Raw genomic sequence first — 14,423 nt, forward strand, 5'->3', positions numbered from 1 at the left:
GGCCGATTTTCGGCCACGCCCGGCGCTTCGCGTGCCTCTTGTCGCGGGAGGGTGCTGACGCGGCATCACGGATGTGGCTAACATCACGGCAACGCGGCAGTGTTGCCGGAGCGTTACGGAGGTGCGACGTGCTGCCAACCCGAGGGCGGAAACAATGCGTATGGGGCATTCGCACCGCATGGAACACCGTCGGCGACGGTGAATTCTTTTGCCCGGATTGTGGCGGTGACCGCAACTACCGCCGCCGGACCGGGCGCAGGCGCTTCACCGTCCTCGGCATCCCGCTGCTGCCGCGCGGTTACGCCGGCCCGGTCGTCGAATGCGCCGCCTGCCAGAACCACTTCGGCACCGAGGCACTCGACCACCCCACCACCGTCCGCTTCTCCGCGATGCTCCGCGACGCCGTCCATACCGTCGCCCTCGCCGTCCTCGCCGCGGGCGGCACGTCCTCCCGCACGGTCAGAGTGACCGCCGTCGCCGCGGTGCGCGCCGCCGGCTTCGACGAGTGCACCGAGGACCAGCTCACCACCCTCATCGACGCCCTCGCCGCCGACACCGGGCGCCTTCCCGGGGCGTACGAGGGCATCAGTGAGCCCTGCGGCGCCGCGCTCGCCATCGAACTGCACGAGGCGCTGGAACCGCTGGCCCCGCACCTCGCCCCCGGCGGACGCGAATCGATCCTGCTCCAGGGCGCCAGGATCGCCCTCGCCGACGGCCCGTACAGCCCCGCCGAGCGCGAGGTGCTGACGATCGTCGGCGGCGCGCTGCTGATCTGCCCGGACGACACGTCCCGGCTGCTGGCGGCGGCGCGTACACCTTCCTGAGTCAATCCCTCCTTACTCCCCAGGGAGTAAGGCAGCCCGCGTACCACCCCTGGCAGTACCGCTGATCTCGCCCCTGCGTGCGACGAATCGGCCGTCCCCCGACGGGACTCTGGTGAGGACCGGAAGCCCGTCCACGAGGGGAGGCCCGCGATGGGGCCTGCGACATCCGATTCATCTTCCGCTGTACGCCGACGAGCCGTGCCCTGGGCCGTGATCGCGCTCTGGGCCGTCGCCGTCGCGGTGGCGATGACCTTCGCCGGCAAGCTCGGCGACGTACAGCGCGACGAGGCCGTCGACTACCTTCCCGCGAGCGCGGATTCGACGCAGGCGGAAAGGCTCCAGCAGCTGCTGCCCGGCGGCGAGACCACCGACCTCGTCCTCGTCTACCGGCGTGACGGCGGGCTCACCGCAGCCGACCGGGGCGCGGCGCAGGGGCAGGTCGACGCGATCGCGGCGGAGTACCGGCTGACCGGGGACCGGCCCGAGGGGCTTCCCTCGAAGGACGGCAGCACGCTGATGTTCCCGGTGTCCACCTCGGAGCCGGGACAGGACGAGGAGGCGCGGAACGCCTTCGTCGACGACGTACGGGAGGCGACGGCCGACGTCGGGGGGATGAGCGTCGAGGTCGGCGGTCCAGGGGCCCTCCAGACCGACCTGGAGGCCGTCTTCGGGTCCATCGACGCCACGCTGATGCTGGCGACGCTGCTGGTCGTCGCCGTTCTGCTGATCGTCACCTACCGCAGCCCGTTCCTGTGGCTGGTGCCGCTCGTCGTCGTGGGCGTCGCGGCTCTTGTCTCACGGGCGGTGATCTACGGGCTCGTCCAGGGCTTCGACCTCACCGTCACCAGTCAGAGCGCGGGCATCATGACCGTCCTCGTCTTCGGCGCGGGCACCGACTACGCCCTGCTCATCGTCGCCCGCTATCGGGAGGAGCTGCGCCGCGTTCCCCGGCCGTACGACGCCATGCGGGCCGCGCTGCGCGGCTGCGGGCCCGCCGTGCTCGCCTCGTCGGGGACGGTGGCCGCCGGGCTGCTGTGCCTGCTCGCCGCCGACCTCAACAGCAGCCGGGGGCTGGGGCCGGTCGGTGCGGTGGGTGTGGTGTGCGCGCTCGCCGCGATGATGACGCTGCTGCCGGCTGTGCTGGTGCTGCTCGGGCGGCGCGTGTTCTGGCCGCTGATTCCGGCGTACGGGAGCGAGCCTCGTAAGCGCCGCAACCTCTTTGCCGGCATGGGCAGTTCGGCCGCCCGCAGGCCCGTCGCGGTCCTGGCGACCGGCACGGTGCTGCTCGGCGCGCTGGCCCTCGGTGCGCTCAATTTCCCCGGAGCGCTCAAGGAGGAGGACAGCTTCACCAAGGCCCCCGAGTCGGTCGCCGCGATGGCGAGGCTCGCGGAGGCCTATCCCGACCGCAGCAGCAGGCCCATCGACGTCCTCGCGCCGACGGAGGAGGCGGACGGGGCGCTGAGCACGGCCCGTACGACCGAAGGCGTCGCGGGGGCGGAACGGGGCCGCAGCGGCGGAGGGTGGACCGAGATCGCCGTCTTCGCCGAGGACGCACCGGAGACGGCGGGGGAGACGGCGACGATCGAGCGGCTGCGGGAGGCTTTGGACGACGGGGCGTACGTCGGCGGGCCGAGCGCCCAGCAGCTCGACCTGGCTGAGACCACCGGCCGGGACCGGCTGATCGTCGTCCCGCTCGTCCTCGCCGCCGTCATGCTCATCCTGACGGTGCTGCTGCGCAGCCTCGTCGCGCCGCTTCTGCTCGTCACGGCGGTGGTGGTGGTCTGGGGAGCGGCGATGGGCCTCGGGGGTCTGGTCTTCGGCCCGGTGCTCGGCTTCGAGGGCATCGACCCCGGACTCCCGCTGCTGTCGTTCGTCTTCCTGGTGGCGCTGGGCGTCGACTACGGCATCTTCCTCATGCACCGCATGCGGGAGGAGGCGGCGCGGGGCGCGGGCCCCGCCGAGGCGGCGCTCACTGCCCTGCGCACGACGGGCGGGGTGATCGCCTCGGCCGGCATCGTGCTCGCCGCTACGTTCGCGGTCCTCGCCTCACTGCCGCTGGTGATGATGGTCGAGCTGGGCTCGCTGGTCGCGGTGGGCGTACTGCTCGACACCTTCCTCGTACGGACCTACCTGGTGACCAGCGCGAGCCTGCTGCTCGGCCGGCGGGTGTGGTGGCCGGGCGCGCTGTCCCGTGGCGCGAAGCCGGTGACTTCCGCCGCCCCCATGGCCGAAGAACCGGTGCGTACCGGAGGATGAGCGGGTGCACCTGACGTTGGAACGGGTCTTCGCCGCACTGCATCGGGACCCCCTGCGAGCGCCGCAACGGCAGCGCACCGACACGGTGATCACCGCCGTGATCGGTGCGCTCGCCGTCGCGCTCGCGCTCCTTGTCGACGACGGCCGAAGGCCGGACGCGCTCGGCTGGGCGCTGCTTGCGGCGGGCACGGTGCCTCTCGCGTGGCGACGGCGCAGGCCGGTGGTCGTACTGCTGGCGGTGGTGGCGGCTGTCGGGGCGTACCACGCGCTCGACTACAACCACACTGCCCCGGTGCCGGGTTCGCTGCTGGCCGTCTACACGGTGGCGGTCACGGGAAGGCCGCTGCGGACGATGCTGATCGGGTCGGGGGTGGTGGCGGTCGCGGTGTCGGTGATGTCCGTCGTCAACACCCACCAGGGCCTGGAGCTGCTGCGCACCTCCGGCTGGATCCTCGCGGTGATCGTGCTGGGCGTGGCTGTCCGGACCCACCGGCAGTACATCGCGGCGACCGCGGAACGCGCGGAACGCACGCGGGAGGAGGAGGCGGCGCGCCGGGTGGCGGAGGAGCGCCTGCGCATCGCCCGCGACCTGCACGATCTGCTGGTGCACTCCATCACGCTCATCGGCGTCCAGATGTCGGTCGCCGCCCACATCCTGATCGCCGACCCCGACCGGCTGGACCGGGAGGCGGTCGCCAAGGCGCTGGACGGTATCGCGGAGACCTGCCGTACGGCGCGGGGTGAGCTGCGTACGACCCTGGAGGTACTGCGGACCGACGCCGGCCGGGACGGCCCGCTGCCGGACCTGGCGGCGCTGCCGGCGCTCATACGGGCGGCGGAGACGGCGGGCGCGAAGGTGGACCTGACGGTCCAAACCCCGGAACTGCGCCCGGCGGTCGCAGCGGCGGCGTACCGCATCGTCCAGGAGTCCCTGACGAACGCGGTACGGCACGCGGGCCCGGACGTACGCGTGCGGGTGGGCGTCGTGGCGCGGCCCGACGGCGCATTGCGCGTGACGGTCACGGACGACGGCAGCGAGGCGATGGACGACTCAGGCCCTGGCTACGGACTGGCCGGGATGCGGGAGCGCGCCCGCAGCGTCGGCGGGACACTGGCGGCGGGGCCGCGCCGTGACAGTGCGGGGTTCGAGGTCGCGGCGGTACTGCCGCTCGGACGACGGGAGGCCAGTGCGTGAGTGCTGGGGCTCTGCTCCAGACCCCGCTCCTCAAACGCCGGAGGGGCTGAGATTTGCCGCAAGCGGCAAATCTCAGGGCGGTGTTGGATTTCAGGTTGCGGCGGTCTGCCGCTTGGACAGTAGGGGGCCATCGCGTGAATCCGATCCGGGTACTGCTCGCCGACGACCAGACGCTCGTACGCGCGTCCTTCGCCATGCTCGTCGAATCCTGCCGCGACATGGAGGTCGTCGCCCAGGCCGGCACCGGCCGCGAGGCCGTCGACCTGGCCCGTTCCGAACGCGCCGACCTCGTCGTCATGGACATCCGGATGCCCGACCTCGACGGCATCGAGGCGACCCGCCTCATCGCCGCCGACGACGACCTGGCCGGCGTACGCGTCCTCGTCCTCACGACGTACGACAGCGACGAGCACGTCATCGAGGCGCTGCGCGCGGGTGCGTCCGGATTTCTGGTGAAGGACGCCAAGCCCGCCGACCTGCTGGCCGCCATCCGCACGGTCGCGGCAGGCGAATCGCTCCTCGCCCCGGGCCCGACGTCCCGTCTGATCGCCCGCGTACTGAGTGCTCCCGAGCCCCCGGCGATCGGTGCGGCAGGCGGACCCGGCCAACTCACCGAACGCGAGCGGCAAGTGCTGACGCTCGTGGCGCGCGGCCTCAACAACACGGAGATAGCCGAGACCCTGGGACTGAGCCCCCTCACCGCGAAGACGCACGTCAGCCGCATCATGGGCAAGCTGGACGCACGGGACCGGGCGCAGCTGGTGATCATCGCGTACGAGTCGAGGCTGGTCGCCCCGGGCCAGTAGCGGGCCCGGCCGCCCGGGTCCGCGCGCCGCATCCGGCCGTTCGTGCTCGTCGTGGCGGATGATCGATCCGGTCCGCCCTTGTACGGCCGGGCAGCGCACGAGTGTGCACACGAGCGTGGGAGGTCGGCGGTGGCAGCGCATCCGGTGATCGGGTATCTCGTCTGGGCGGTTCTGTTCGGCGCCATCTTCGTCTGGGAGGGCATCGGTCTGATCCGGGCCGGTGACAGCTTTCCCACCCTCAGCGATGCCGTCGACGCCGTCATGCGCTATCCCGTGGGGCGGTGGTCGCTCTTCGCCCTGTGGCTGTGGTGGGGCTGGCACACCTTCGTACGCGGCTGGCACTTCCTCCTCCAGGACGTGTCATGACGCTTCATCAGCGGGTCGGAGGACGCCTTTCGTGCTTCCCCTCGCGCTGAATATCGCCCTCATGCTGATCGGCTACCTGCTGGTCATGGGGTATCTCGCCGTCGGCCTGCGCATGCAGCGCCGACAGTCGGTCAGGCCCGCTCGGGTTCCCAGGAGACGCGGGTGGTCCGGCCTCGTCCGTCAGGTGGTCGGCACCGCGGTCGGCGGATACGTGCTGCTGATGGTCGTGGTGGCCGGCTACTACGAGAGTGCGGCCCAGCTGGACGGCGGGCTTGTGACGAGTGCGTTCACGGGTGCCGCGACGCTGCTGGGGATCAGCCTGCCGGTGTTCTTCGTGGTGTCGTGGGTGGTCGTACGGCGGCGGTACGGCAAAGCCGCCTCCCGGCGACCCGGAAGGCGGCTTTGACGCTGCGGTTGTGTCAGGCCTCGGTCGGGGCTTCGCTCGCCTTCAGCATCGCCTCGCGGTCGACGATCTTCACGCGCTCGCGGCCCTCTGCGGCGCCCAGTGCGCGCTCGGCGCTGTCGAGGTGGTGCCAGCCGTCCCACGTCGTGTACTGCACGCCGCTGCTGTCGAGGAAGGCCACTACGGCGTCCTCGGCGGGCGCGGCGGGGGCGGCCAGACGGCCCGCGTTGTGGTCCACCAGCAGGTTGGCGACCGTCTCGTTCGCGTCGCCCTTGGTGTGGCCGATGAGGCCGACCGGGCCGCGCTTGATCCACCCGGTGACGTACGTCGACGGAAGGTGCTCGCCCGCCTCGATGACGCGGCCGCCCTCGTGCGGGACGGTGCCGGTCACGAAGTCGAAGGGGAGCTTGGGGAGCTCGTCGGAGAGGTAGCCGACCGCGCGGTAGACGGCCTGGACGTCCCAGGCCTGGGTCACGCCGGTTCCGGTGACGTTGCCGGTGCCGTCGAGCTGCGTGCGCTCGGTGCGGAGTCCGACCACCTTGCCGTCCTCGCCGACGACCTCGGTGGGCGACTCGAAGAAGTGCAGGAAGAGCTTGTGGGGGCGCTCGCCCACGTCGCGAATTGCCCAGTTCTCAAGGGTTTTCGCGACCATGTCGGCCTGCTTGTTCGCGCGGCGGGTGGCGATGCTGCCGTCGTCGTAGTCGATGTCCTCGGGATTGACGATGACTTCGATGTTGGGCGAGTGGTCCAGCTCGCGCAGCTCCATCGGGCTGAACTTGGCCTGGGCCGGTCCGCGACGTCCGAAGACGTGGATCTCGCGCGCCTTGTTGGCGGCGAGGCCGTCGTAGACGTTCGGCGGGATCTCGGTGGGGAGGAGTTCGTCGGCGGTCTTCGCGAGGATGCGGGCCACGTCGAGGGCCACGTTGCCGACGCCGAGTACGGCGACCTTCTCGGCGTCCAGCGGCCAGGTGCGGGGGACGTCCGGGTGGCCGTCGTACCAGGAGACGAAGTCGGCGGCGCCGTAGGAGCCGTCGAGGTCGATGCCGGGTATGTCGATGGCTCGGTCTGCGCTGGCGCCGGTGGAGAAGATCACGGCGTCGTAGAACGCGCGGAGGTCGTCCAGGCCGATGTCGGAGGGGTAGTCGACGTTGCCGAAGAGACGTATCTGCGGCTTGTCGAGCACCTGGTGCAGGGCGGTGACGATGCCCTTGATGCGGGGGTGGTCGGGTGCGACGCCGTAACGGATCAGCCCGAAGGGCGCCGGCATCCGCTCGAAGAGGTCGATGGACACGCCCGGCTCCGAGGCCGCCTCGGATTTCAGCAGAGCATCGGCGGCGTAGATCCCGGCGGGGCCGGCACCGACGATGGCTATCCGGAGGGGGCGGGGCATGGGGGTTCCCTTCGAGCGGCGACAACTGGAAAAACCGACAGCTGGACAACTGTCTCCTGCGTCACCCTAGGCAACGAAATGCCCGTTCAGGTACTTGACCCCGGCCTATGACCCCATAAGCGAGGCTTATGGCCGCTCATAGGTTGCCTTGATGAAGGCGGACCAGCTGGCGGCGCTGATGAGGAGGACGGGACCGGTGGGGTTCTTGCTGTCCCGGACGGGGACGACACCGGGGATGTTGTCGAGAACCTCGACGCAGGACTCCCCACCGTCGCCGCCGCTGTACGTGCTCTTGCGCCAGGGGGCGGCGCCGGGGAAGTCGTATGCCACCTCGACGCAGTTGCCGGCGTCGCCGTCGCTGTACGTGCTCTTGCGCCATTGGGCCGTGCTCAGGTCGTACTCGCGCATCGTCTGTAGTCCTCCGCCGCCGATTCGATCAGTGCGAGGGACGCCTCCGGCGACAATGCGACGGCCCTAAGCCGATCGTAGGTGCGCTGTGCGCGCTTCACCATGGCCGGGTAGTCCAGCAAGTTCCCCGTATACAGGCCCTCTGTATAGGCAGTTGGTGGCGCGTCATCAAACTCCATGAGCCGGAGCGGCTTCCCCATGGCTGGGTACACCCCCGCGGAGAACGGAATCACCTGCACCGTGGCTCGTCGCCTACGCGTGAGTGCGGCGATGTGATCCAACTGCTCGGCCATGGTTGTGGGGCCGCCCACCGGGATGCGGAGAACCGTTTCGTGCAGAATTGCCCAGTACGGGGGCGTTGTGGAGCCATGCAGTATGTGTGCTCGATCCATCCGGGCGGCGACCTTCTCGTCGATGTACTCGTCGGACTCGATCGGGTTGGCCGAGAGCATCACTGCCCGCGCGTACGCGGGGGTCTGCAACAAGCCTTGCACCACCGCGTGTTCGAAGTCGCAGATCTGTGTCGCCAGGGCCTCAAGCTCCGCCGTTGGCGCGAAATACTCTGCGAACCGCTTGTTGTTGATCAGCTTTCGGCACATCCGCTCGAAAAAACCAGCGGTTTGTAGCACCTCGTCGATCCGTTCCGCCGCGTCCAATTGCGGCTTTCGAACCGCCAATTCGAACTGCCCGATGTACGCCCCCGACACAAACACCCGCATCCCCAGCTCCGCCTGGGTGAATCCCGCTGCCTCCCGGTGACGTTTCAGCTCCGCGCCGAAGAATTCCCACGCGGCCTGCCGCGAACCGGATGTGTTGGCCATGGGTTAACTCCCTTGGGCTGCTGGTGAGTTGTAGGACCTGCCGCCCTGCCGATTCTAGATTCGCGGCCTCAATGTGGAGAGGGGAACAGCCGAAGTACAAGAAAGACGAAAGAGGGGCCGCATGGTGTCAGCGGGAATGGAAGAAGGCGACTTCGTCGTCGATACGTGCACCGGACGTGTCGGATGCGTCATGGGCCGCGAAGGGCCTTATCTTCAGCTCCGGCCCGTCGGTGGGGGCCGGGAATGGGACTGCTCCCCGGGCGACGCACGTCCCGCCACCGTCGTCGAAACCATGCGTGCGAAGGTCGCGGCGGCCAATGCGCTCAGTCGGCGTGGGCGGTGATGGGGCCTGTGACGTACGCCATACGCTGCGCGGTCCCCGGAGCCGGGACCTGGATGAGGCAGCCATGACCCTGCGCGAGAATGGGCCCATGAGCCTGTTCCGCGACGACGGCATCGTGCTGCGCACCCAGAAGCTGGGTGAGGCGGACCGGATCATCACGCTGCTCACTCGCGGTCACGGCCGCGTACGCGCTGTCGCGCGCGGCGTCCGGCGGACCAAATCGAAATTCGGGGCGCGGCTCGAACCCTTCTCGCACGTCGACGTGCAGTTCTTCTCGCGCGGCAGCGAGCTCGTCGGGCGCGGACTGCCGCTGTGTACGCAGAGCGAGACCATCGCTCCGTACGGTGGAGGGATCGTCACCGACTACGGCCGGTACACCGCCGGCACCGCGATGCTGGAGACCGCCGAGCGGTTCACCGACCACGAGGGCGAGCCGGCCGTACAGCAGTACCTGCTGCTCGTCGGCGCCCTGCGCACCCTCGCGCGCGGCGAGCACGCCCCCAATCTGATCCTGGACGCCTTTCTGCTGCGCTCGCTCGCCGTCAACGGCTACGCGCCCAGCTTCACCGACTGCGCGCGCTGCGGCCTGCACGGGCCGAACCGGTTCTTCTCGGTCGCGGCGGGCGGCGTCATATGCGGCGACTGCCGGGTGCCCGGAAGCGTCGTACCCTCGGGCGAGGCCATCGGTCTGCTCAGCGCGCTCCTCACGGGGGACTGGGAGACGGCGGACGCCTGCGAGCCGAGGCACGTCAGGGAGGGCAGCGGGCTGGTGTCGGCGTATCTCCACTGGCACTTGGAGCGCGGACTGCGCTCGCTGCGGTACGTAGAGAAGTAGAGACGTAGAGGGAGACAAGCTCATGGCACGACGCGGGATTCTCGGCCGTAACCGGCGCGAATACAAGATGCCGGAGCCGCACCCGTCCGGTGCGCGGCCGCCGAAGATCCCCGGCGAGCTGGTGCCGGAGCATGTGGCGGTCGTCATGGACGGCAACGGGCGGTGGGCAAAAGAGCGCGGGTTGCCGCGTACCGAGGGCCACAAAGTCGGCGAGGGCGTCGTTCTCGACGTACTCAAGGGCTGCATCGAGATGGGCGTCAAGAACCTGTCTCTGTATGCCTTCTCGACCGAGAACTGGAAGCGCTCGCCCGACGAGGTGCGCTTCCTCATGAACTTCAACCGGGACGTCATCCGCCGCCGGCGCGACGAAATGGACGAGCTCGGGATTCGTATTCGCTGGACCGGCCGGATGCCGAAGATGTGGAAGTCCGTCGTCCAGGAGCTCCAGGTCGCCCAGGAGCAGACCAAGAACAACGACGCGATGACGCTGTACTTCTGCGTCAATTACGGCGGCCGCGCGGAGATCGCGGACGCGGCGCAGGCGATCGCGCGGGACGTCGCGGCGGGCAAGCTGGACCCGTCGAAGGTCAATGAGAAGACCTTCGCGAAGTACATGTACTACCCGGACATGCCGGACGTGGATCTCTTCGTACGTCCGAGTGGCGAGCAGCGCACGTCCAACTACCTGATCTGGCAGAGCGCGTACGCCGAGATGGTCTTCCAGGACGTGCTGTGGCCGGACTTCGACCGCCGCGACCTGTGGCGCGCCTGCGTCGAATACGCCTCCCGTGACCGCCGCTTCGGCGGCGCCGTCCCGAACGAGGAGCAGCTCGCCGCGGGCAGCATGTAGGGCGGCGGCGGGGCCGGCCGGAGGGCGTGGCTAGGATCCCGCCCCATGGATCACCAGGGGCGGGACACCACTCAAGCCGCGGAGACCGTCGAGCTGACCTACCGGCCGACGCGCGGCGACATTCTGGCGGGCATCCGGGTGCGCGACAGCATCCGGCGGCTCAATGTGCTTCGGGGGGCGCTGATCGCGCTGATCGCGGGGCTCGGCCTGCTGCTGACGATGGCACCCGGCGGGGCGGGAATGATGAATGTCCTCGTGTACGGACTGCTCGCCCTGTTCGTGTGGTCGATTCCGCGCATCCAGGCCAACCACGTGCTGCGCATCGTGAAGTGGCAGGGCGAATACCGTACGACGGTCACCGACGCGGGCGTCTCGGCCACCAACGATCACGTCACCCTTAGCGTGAGGTGGTCGCTCTTCAGGGGCTACCGGGAGCCGCGCGACCACGTCGTGCTGCTCAGCCGGGATCCGAACATCCTCTGCCTGGAAGTCCTGCCCAAGCGGGGACTCGGGGCCCCGGAAGACGCCGAGCGGCTGCTGGCGATCCTGGACGGGAACCTGCGGCGGCTCTGAGGCGCTTCAGGCACGGGAGCGGGCCCGCACCGAAGGTTCGGTGCGGGCCCGCTCCCGTATCGCCTCAGACTCGGCCTCAGACCGCCGCCGCGCACTCCACGCACGTGCCGAAGATTTCCACGGTGTGGGCCACGTTCACGTAGCCGTGCTGGGCCGCGATCGCCTCTGCCCACTTCTCCACCGCGGGGCCCTCGACCTCGACGGCCTTGCCGCACACTCGGCACACCAGGTGGTGATGATGCTCGCCGGTCGAGCAGCGCCGGTACACCGCCTCGCCCTCGCTGGTGCGCAGCACGTCGACCTCACCGGCCTCGGCGAGGGACTGCAGGGTGCGGTAGACAGTGGTCAGCCCGACCGAGTCGCCCCGGTGCTTGAGCATGTCGTGCAGGTCCTGCGCGCTGCGGAACTCGTCCACCTCGTCGAGCGCCGCCGCTACGGCGGCCCGCTGCCGGGTGGACCGGCCACGCACCGGGGATGGGGTTCCCGCCGTCGTCACAGGTGCCTCCTCTGGTCGCCCGTACGTATGTCGGGCCATTCTGCCAGGTCGTTGCGGAGCGCCGGTCAGACCTTGACGCCGTTGGCGGAGCGCGGGCCGTCCGGCAGCCCGCCCGCCTCCACGCTACATCCGGCCCCCGACTCGGTCTCCGCCTCGCTCAGGGCCCGTGCCCGGCGCCTGGCGAGAGGTGTCGCGAGTGCGGTCAGTACGAAGAAGACGCCGATGGCCAGCAGCACGATCGTCGCGCCCGGCGGCACTTCGTACTCGTACGAGGTCACCGTGCCGGCCAGCGTCACGGCCGTGCCGATGACAACGGCCAGTACGAAGGTGACCTTGAAGGACCGCGTGATCTGCTGCGCCGCCGCCACCGGCACCACCATCAGCGCGCTGACCAGCAGCAGCCCGACGACGCGCATCGCCACGGTGACCGTGACGGCCGCCGTGACCGCGATCAGCAGATTCAGGGCGCGCACCGGCAACCCCGTCACCCGCGCGAACTCCTCGTCCTGGCTTATCGCGAAGAGGTGGCGGCGCAGACCGACCGTGACCAGCATCACAAATGCTGCGAGCAGGCAGATTGCGACGACGTCCTCGTCCGAGACCGTCGAGAGCGATCCGAAGAGGTACGAGTTCAGGTTGGAGTTCGAGCCGCCCGGCGCGAGGTTGATCAGCAGGACACCGCCCGCCATGCCGCCGTAGAAGAGCATGGCCAGCGCCATGTCGCCGCGCATGCGGCCGTACCAGCGGATCAGTTCCATCGCGATGGCGCCGGCGATCGAGACGAGCGCGGCCATCCACACCGGGTTGGTGCTGAGAAGGAAGCCGAGGCCGACGCCGGTCATCGCGACGTGGCCGATGCCGTCTCCCATCAGGGCCTGGCGGCGCTGCACGAGGTAGATGCCGACGGCGGGGGCGGTGATGCCGACGAGCACGGCGGCGAGCAGGGCCCGCTGCATGAAGGCTGTTTCGAGGATTTCCATCAGTCAGGTCAGCAGTCCTGTGCGGACGGGCTCGGAACCCGCGTGCGGATGTACGTGGTCGTGGCCGGGCAGCGCGTGCTGGCCCAGCGACTCCGGGGGCGGGCCGTCGTGAGTGACGCAGCCGTCGCGCAGGACCACCGCGCGGTCGATCAACGGCTCCAGGGCGCCGAGTTCGTGGAGTACGAGCAGGACCGTCGTACCGGCCAGGACCTGCTCGCGCAGTGTCGTCGCGAGGATCTCCTGGCTGGTCAGGTCCACGCCCGCCATCGGCTCGTCCATGATCAACAGCTCCGGCTCGGAGGCGAGTGCCCGCGCTATGAGGACGCGCTGGTGCTGGCCGCCGGAGAGGGCGTTCACGGAGTCCTTGGTGCGGTCCGCGAGCCCGACGAGCTCTATGGCGTGGTGCACGGCGGCGCGGTCGGCCTTGGACGGCCAGCGCAGCTTCGCGCGGGAGAGGCGGCCGGAGGAGACGACCTCGTACACGGTGGCTGGGACGCCGCTCGCGGCTGTCGTGCGCTGCGGTACGTACCCGACGCGCGACCAGTCGCGGAAGCGGCGCAGCGGCGTACCGAAGAGGTCGACGGAGCCGCCGGTGAGCGGCACCTGGCCGATCACGGAGCGTACGGCGGTCGACTTTCCGGAGCCGTTGGCGCCGAGCAGCGAAACGACCTCACCGCGGTGCACGGTGAGTTCGATGCCGCGCAGCACGGGGCGCGAGCCGAGCGTGGCCGTGGCACCGCGCAGGGATATGACGGGCGGCTGCTGCTCTGGCTCTGGCTTCATGGCTCGCGCCTCCGATGCTGCGGGTGCTGCTGGGGTGATCTGCTTCACTTCGCGCCGAGGGCCTTTTCCAGCGCGCTGAGGTTGGACTCCATGACCTCGACGTAGTCAGCGCCCTTGGACTTGTCCGTGATTCCCTCCAGCGGGTCCAGGACGTCGGTCTTGAGGCCGGTGTCGCCGGCGAGGGTCTTGGCGGTCTTGTCGCTGACGAGCGTCTCGAAGAAGACCGTGGTGACCTTGTCCTTCTTGGGGATCTTCTGGAGGTCCTTCATGCGGGAGAGGCTGGGCTCGGAGTCGGGGTCGAGACCGCTGATGCCTTCCTGCTTGAGGTCGTAGCGCTCGGCGAGGTAGCCGAAGGCGGCGTGGGTCGTGATGAACGTCCGGGTGTCGGTGTTCTTCAGGCCCTTCTCGAACTTCGCGTGCAGGCCGTCGAGCTTGCTCACCAGGGCGTCGGTGTTCTTCTTGTACGCCGCCGCGTTGTCGGGGTCGGCCTTCTCCAGGGCCTTGCCGACGCCCTTGGCGACCTCGGAGTACTTCACGGGGTCGAGCCAGATGTGAGGGTCGCCGGCGGCGTGCTCGTCCGCGTGCTCATCGGCGTGCTCGTCGGCGTGCTCTTCTTCCGCGCCGTGCTCGTCGTGGCCGGCCTCGGTGCCGTGCTCTTCGAGGTGGGTGAGGCCGGCGGCGTCGACGGTGTTCTTCACACCGGACTGCGCGACGGCCTCGTCGACTGCGGGCTGCAGGCCCTTGAGGTAGAGGATGAAGTCCGCTTCGCCGAGCCCGGCGGTCTGCTTCGGGCTGAGCTCCAGGTCGTGCGGCTCCACGCCGGGCTTGGTGAGGGTCGATACGTCGACGTGCTCGCCGCCTATCTCCTCGGCCAGGTACTGCATGGGGTAGAAGGACGCCACCACGTCGAGCTTGCCCTCGCCGTTCTTGTCGGCGGCGCCGGATGATGAGGAGCAGGCGCTCACGGACAGCAGGCCGAGCGCTACGGCTGCGGCGGTCGCGGCGGTGGGTATGAGGCGGAGTCGACGTACGTTCATGACTCCCATTTTCAACTAAACTGGAAACGATTGTCAATAAAGCGGGATGTGATCTGA

At 69.5% G+C, this 14,423-nt stretch carries 17 protein-coding genes; 10 read left to right on the forward strand and 7 right to left on the reverse strand.

Features of this window, described 5'->3' with window-relative positions:
• The first annotated feature begins 128 nt into the window (after window positions 1-128).
• From J7E89_RS34820 to J7E89_RS34845, 6 genes are all read left to right on the forward strand, one after another.
• Window positions 129-824: a TerB family tellurite resistance protein gene (locus J7E89_RS34820; RefSeq protein WP_308315702.1), complete on the forward strand. Its 696-nt coding sequence runs from the start codon at window positions 129-131 to the stop codon at window positions 822-824.
• Between the two features lie 150 nt (window positions 825-974).
• The gene (locus J7E89_RS34825) at window positions 975-3,080 is read left to right on the forward strand and encodes an MMPL family transporter (RefSeq protein WP_214979540.1); all 2,106 of its coding nucleotides are present in this window, start codon (window positions 975-977) and stop codon (window positions 3,078-3,080) included.
• A 4-nt stretch (window positions 3,081-3,084) separates the two neighbouring features.
• The gene (locus tag J7E89_RS34830) at window positions 3,085-4,275 is read left to right on the forward strand and encodes a histidine kinase (RefSeq protein ID WP_214979542.1); all 1,191 of its coding nucleotides are present in this window, start codon (window positions 3,085-3,087) and stop codon (window positions 4,273-4,275) included.
• A gap of 134 nt (window positions 4,276-4,409) precedes the next feature.
• On the forward strand, window positions 4,410-5,081 hold the full coding sequence (locus J7E89_RS34835) for a response regulator transcription factor (RefSeq protein WP_214979544.1): 672 nt from the start codon (window positions 4,410-4,412) through the stop codon (window positions 5,079-5,081).
• A 129-nt stretch (window positions 5,082-5,210) separates the two neighbouring features.
• Complete coding sequence (locus J7E89_RS41945) at window positions 5,211-5,447, forward strand: DUF6186 family protein (RefSeq protein ID WP_214979546.1); 237 nt, start codon at window positions 5,211-5,213, stop codon at window positions 5,445-5,447.
• Window positions 5,448-5,478: 31 nt separating this feature from the next.
• On the forward strand, window positions 5,479-5,853 hold the full coding sequence (locus J7E89_RS34845; protein ID WP_214979548.1) for a DUF6256 family protein: 375 nt from the start codon (window positions 5,479-5,481) through the stop codon (window positions 5,851-5,853).
• A gap of 13 nt (window positions 5,854-5,866) precedes the next feature.
• Here the strand turns inward: J7E89_RS34845 and J7E89_RS34850 are convergent, their stop codons facing one another.
• From J7E89_RS34850 to J7E89_RS34860, 3 genes are all read right to left on the reverse strand, one after another.
• Window positions 5,867-7,240 carry an FAD-dependent oxidoreductase gene (locus tag J7E89_RS34850; protein ID WP_214979550.1) on the reverse strand — a complete coding sequence of 458 codons (1,374 nt, stop codon included), beginning with the start codon at window positions 7,238-7,240 and terminating at the stop codon, window positions 5,867-5,869.
• A gap of 126 nt (window positions 7,241-7,366) precedes the next feature.
• Window positions 7,367-7,648, reverse strand: a complete 282-nt coding sequence (locus J7E89_RS34855; protein WP_214979553.1) for a DUF397 domain-containing protein — start codon at window positions 7,646-7,648, stop codon at window positions 7,367-7,369.
• Window positions 7,630-8,469 (reverse strand): helix-turn-helix transcriptional regulator, encoded by an 840-nt coding sequence (locus tag J7E89_RS34860; RefSeq protein ID WP_214979555.1) that lies wholly within the window; start codon window positions 8,467-8,469, stop codon window positions 7,630-7,632. Before J7E89_RS34860 ends, J7E89_RS34855 begins: the two co-directional genes overlap by 19 nt.
• Before the next feature lie 121 nt (window positions 8,470-8,590).
• Between J7E89_RS34860 and J7E89_RS41425 the strand changes: the two genes are divergently transcribed.
• The 4 genes from J7E89_RS41425 to J7E89_RS34875 all read left to right on the forward strand — a co-directional run bounded on the left by J7E89_RS41425 (window position 8,591) and on the right by J7E89_RS34875 (window position 11,070).
• A complete protein-coding gene (locus J7E89_RS41425) occupies window positions 8,591-8,812 on the forward strand; it encodes a hypothetical protein (protein WP_374196958.1) in 222 nt (73 codons plus the stop codon).
• Window positions 8,813-8,900: 88 nt separating this feature from the next.
• Entirely contained in the window at window positions 8,901-9,647 is a 747-nt protein-coding gene (gene recO / locus J7E89_RS34865; protein WP_214979557.1) for a DNA repair protein RecO, read from the forward strand.
• Between the two features lie 22 nt (window positions 9,648-9,669).
• A complete protein-coding gene (locus J7E89_RS34870) occupies window positions 9,670-10,497 on the forward strand; it encodes an isoprenyl transferase (RefSeq protein WP_214979559.1) in 828 nt (275 codons plus the stop codon).
• Window positions 10,498-10,542: 45 nt separating this feature from the next.
• Window positions 10,543-11,070 carry a YcxB family protein gene (locus J7E89_RS34875; protein ID WP_214979562.1) on the forward strand — a complete coding sequence of 176 codons (528 nt, stop codon included), beginning with the start codon at window positions 10,543-10,545 and terminating at the stop codon, window positions 11,068-11,070.
• Window positions 11,071-11,146: 76 nt separating this feature from the next.
• On the opposite strand, the gene J7E89_RS34880 is transcribed toward J7E89_RS34875, so the two are convergent.
• The 4 genes from J7E89_RS34880 to J7E89_RS34895 form a co-directional block, all read right to left on the reverse strand.
• Entirely contained in the window at window positions 11,147-11,566 is a 420-nt protein-coding gene (locus tag J7E89_RS34880; protein ID WP_214979564.1) for a Fur family transcriptional regulator, read from the reverse strand.
• A gap of 65 nt (window positions 11,567-11,631) precedes the next feature.
• Window positions 11,632-12,546, reverse strand: coding sequence for a metal ABC transporter permease (locus tag J7E89_RS34885; RefSeq protein WP_214979565.1), 915 nt, complete (start codon window positions 12,544-12,546; stop codon window positions 11,632-11,634).
• Between the two features lie 3 nt (window positions 12,547-12,549).
• Window positions 12,550-13,329, reverse strand: coding sequence for a metal ABC transporter ATP-binding protein (locus tag J7E89_RS34890; RefSeq protein ID WP_214979567.1), 780 nt, complete (start codon window positions 13,327-13,329; stop codon window positions 12,550-12,552).
• A 44-nt stretch (window positions 13,330-13,373) separates the two neighbouring features.
• The gene (locus J7E89_RS34895) at window positions 13,374-14,366 is read right to left on the reverse strand and encodes a metal ABC transporter substrate-binding protein (protein WP_214979569.1); all 993 of its coding nucleotides are present in this window, start codon (window positions 14,364-14,366) and stop codon (window positions 13,374-13,376) included.
• Window positions 14,367-14,423: the final 57 nt, after the last annotated feature.

This window comes from Streptomyces sp. ISL-100 (assembly GCF_018614615.1).
Classification (GTDB): domain Bacteria; phylum Actinomycetota; class Actinomycetes; order Streptomycetales; family Streptomycetaceae; genus Streptomyces.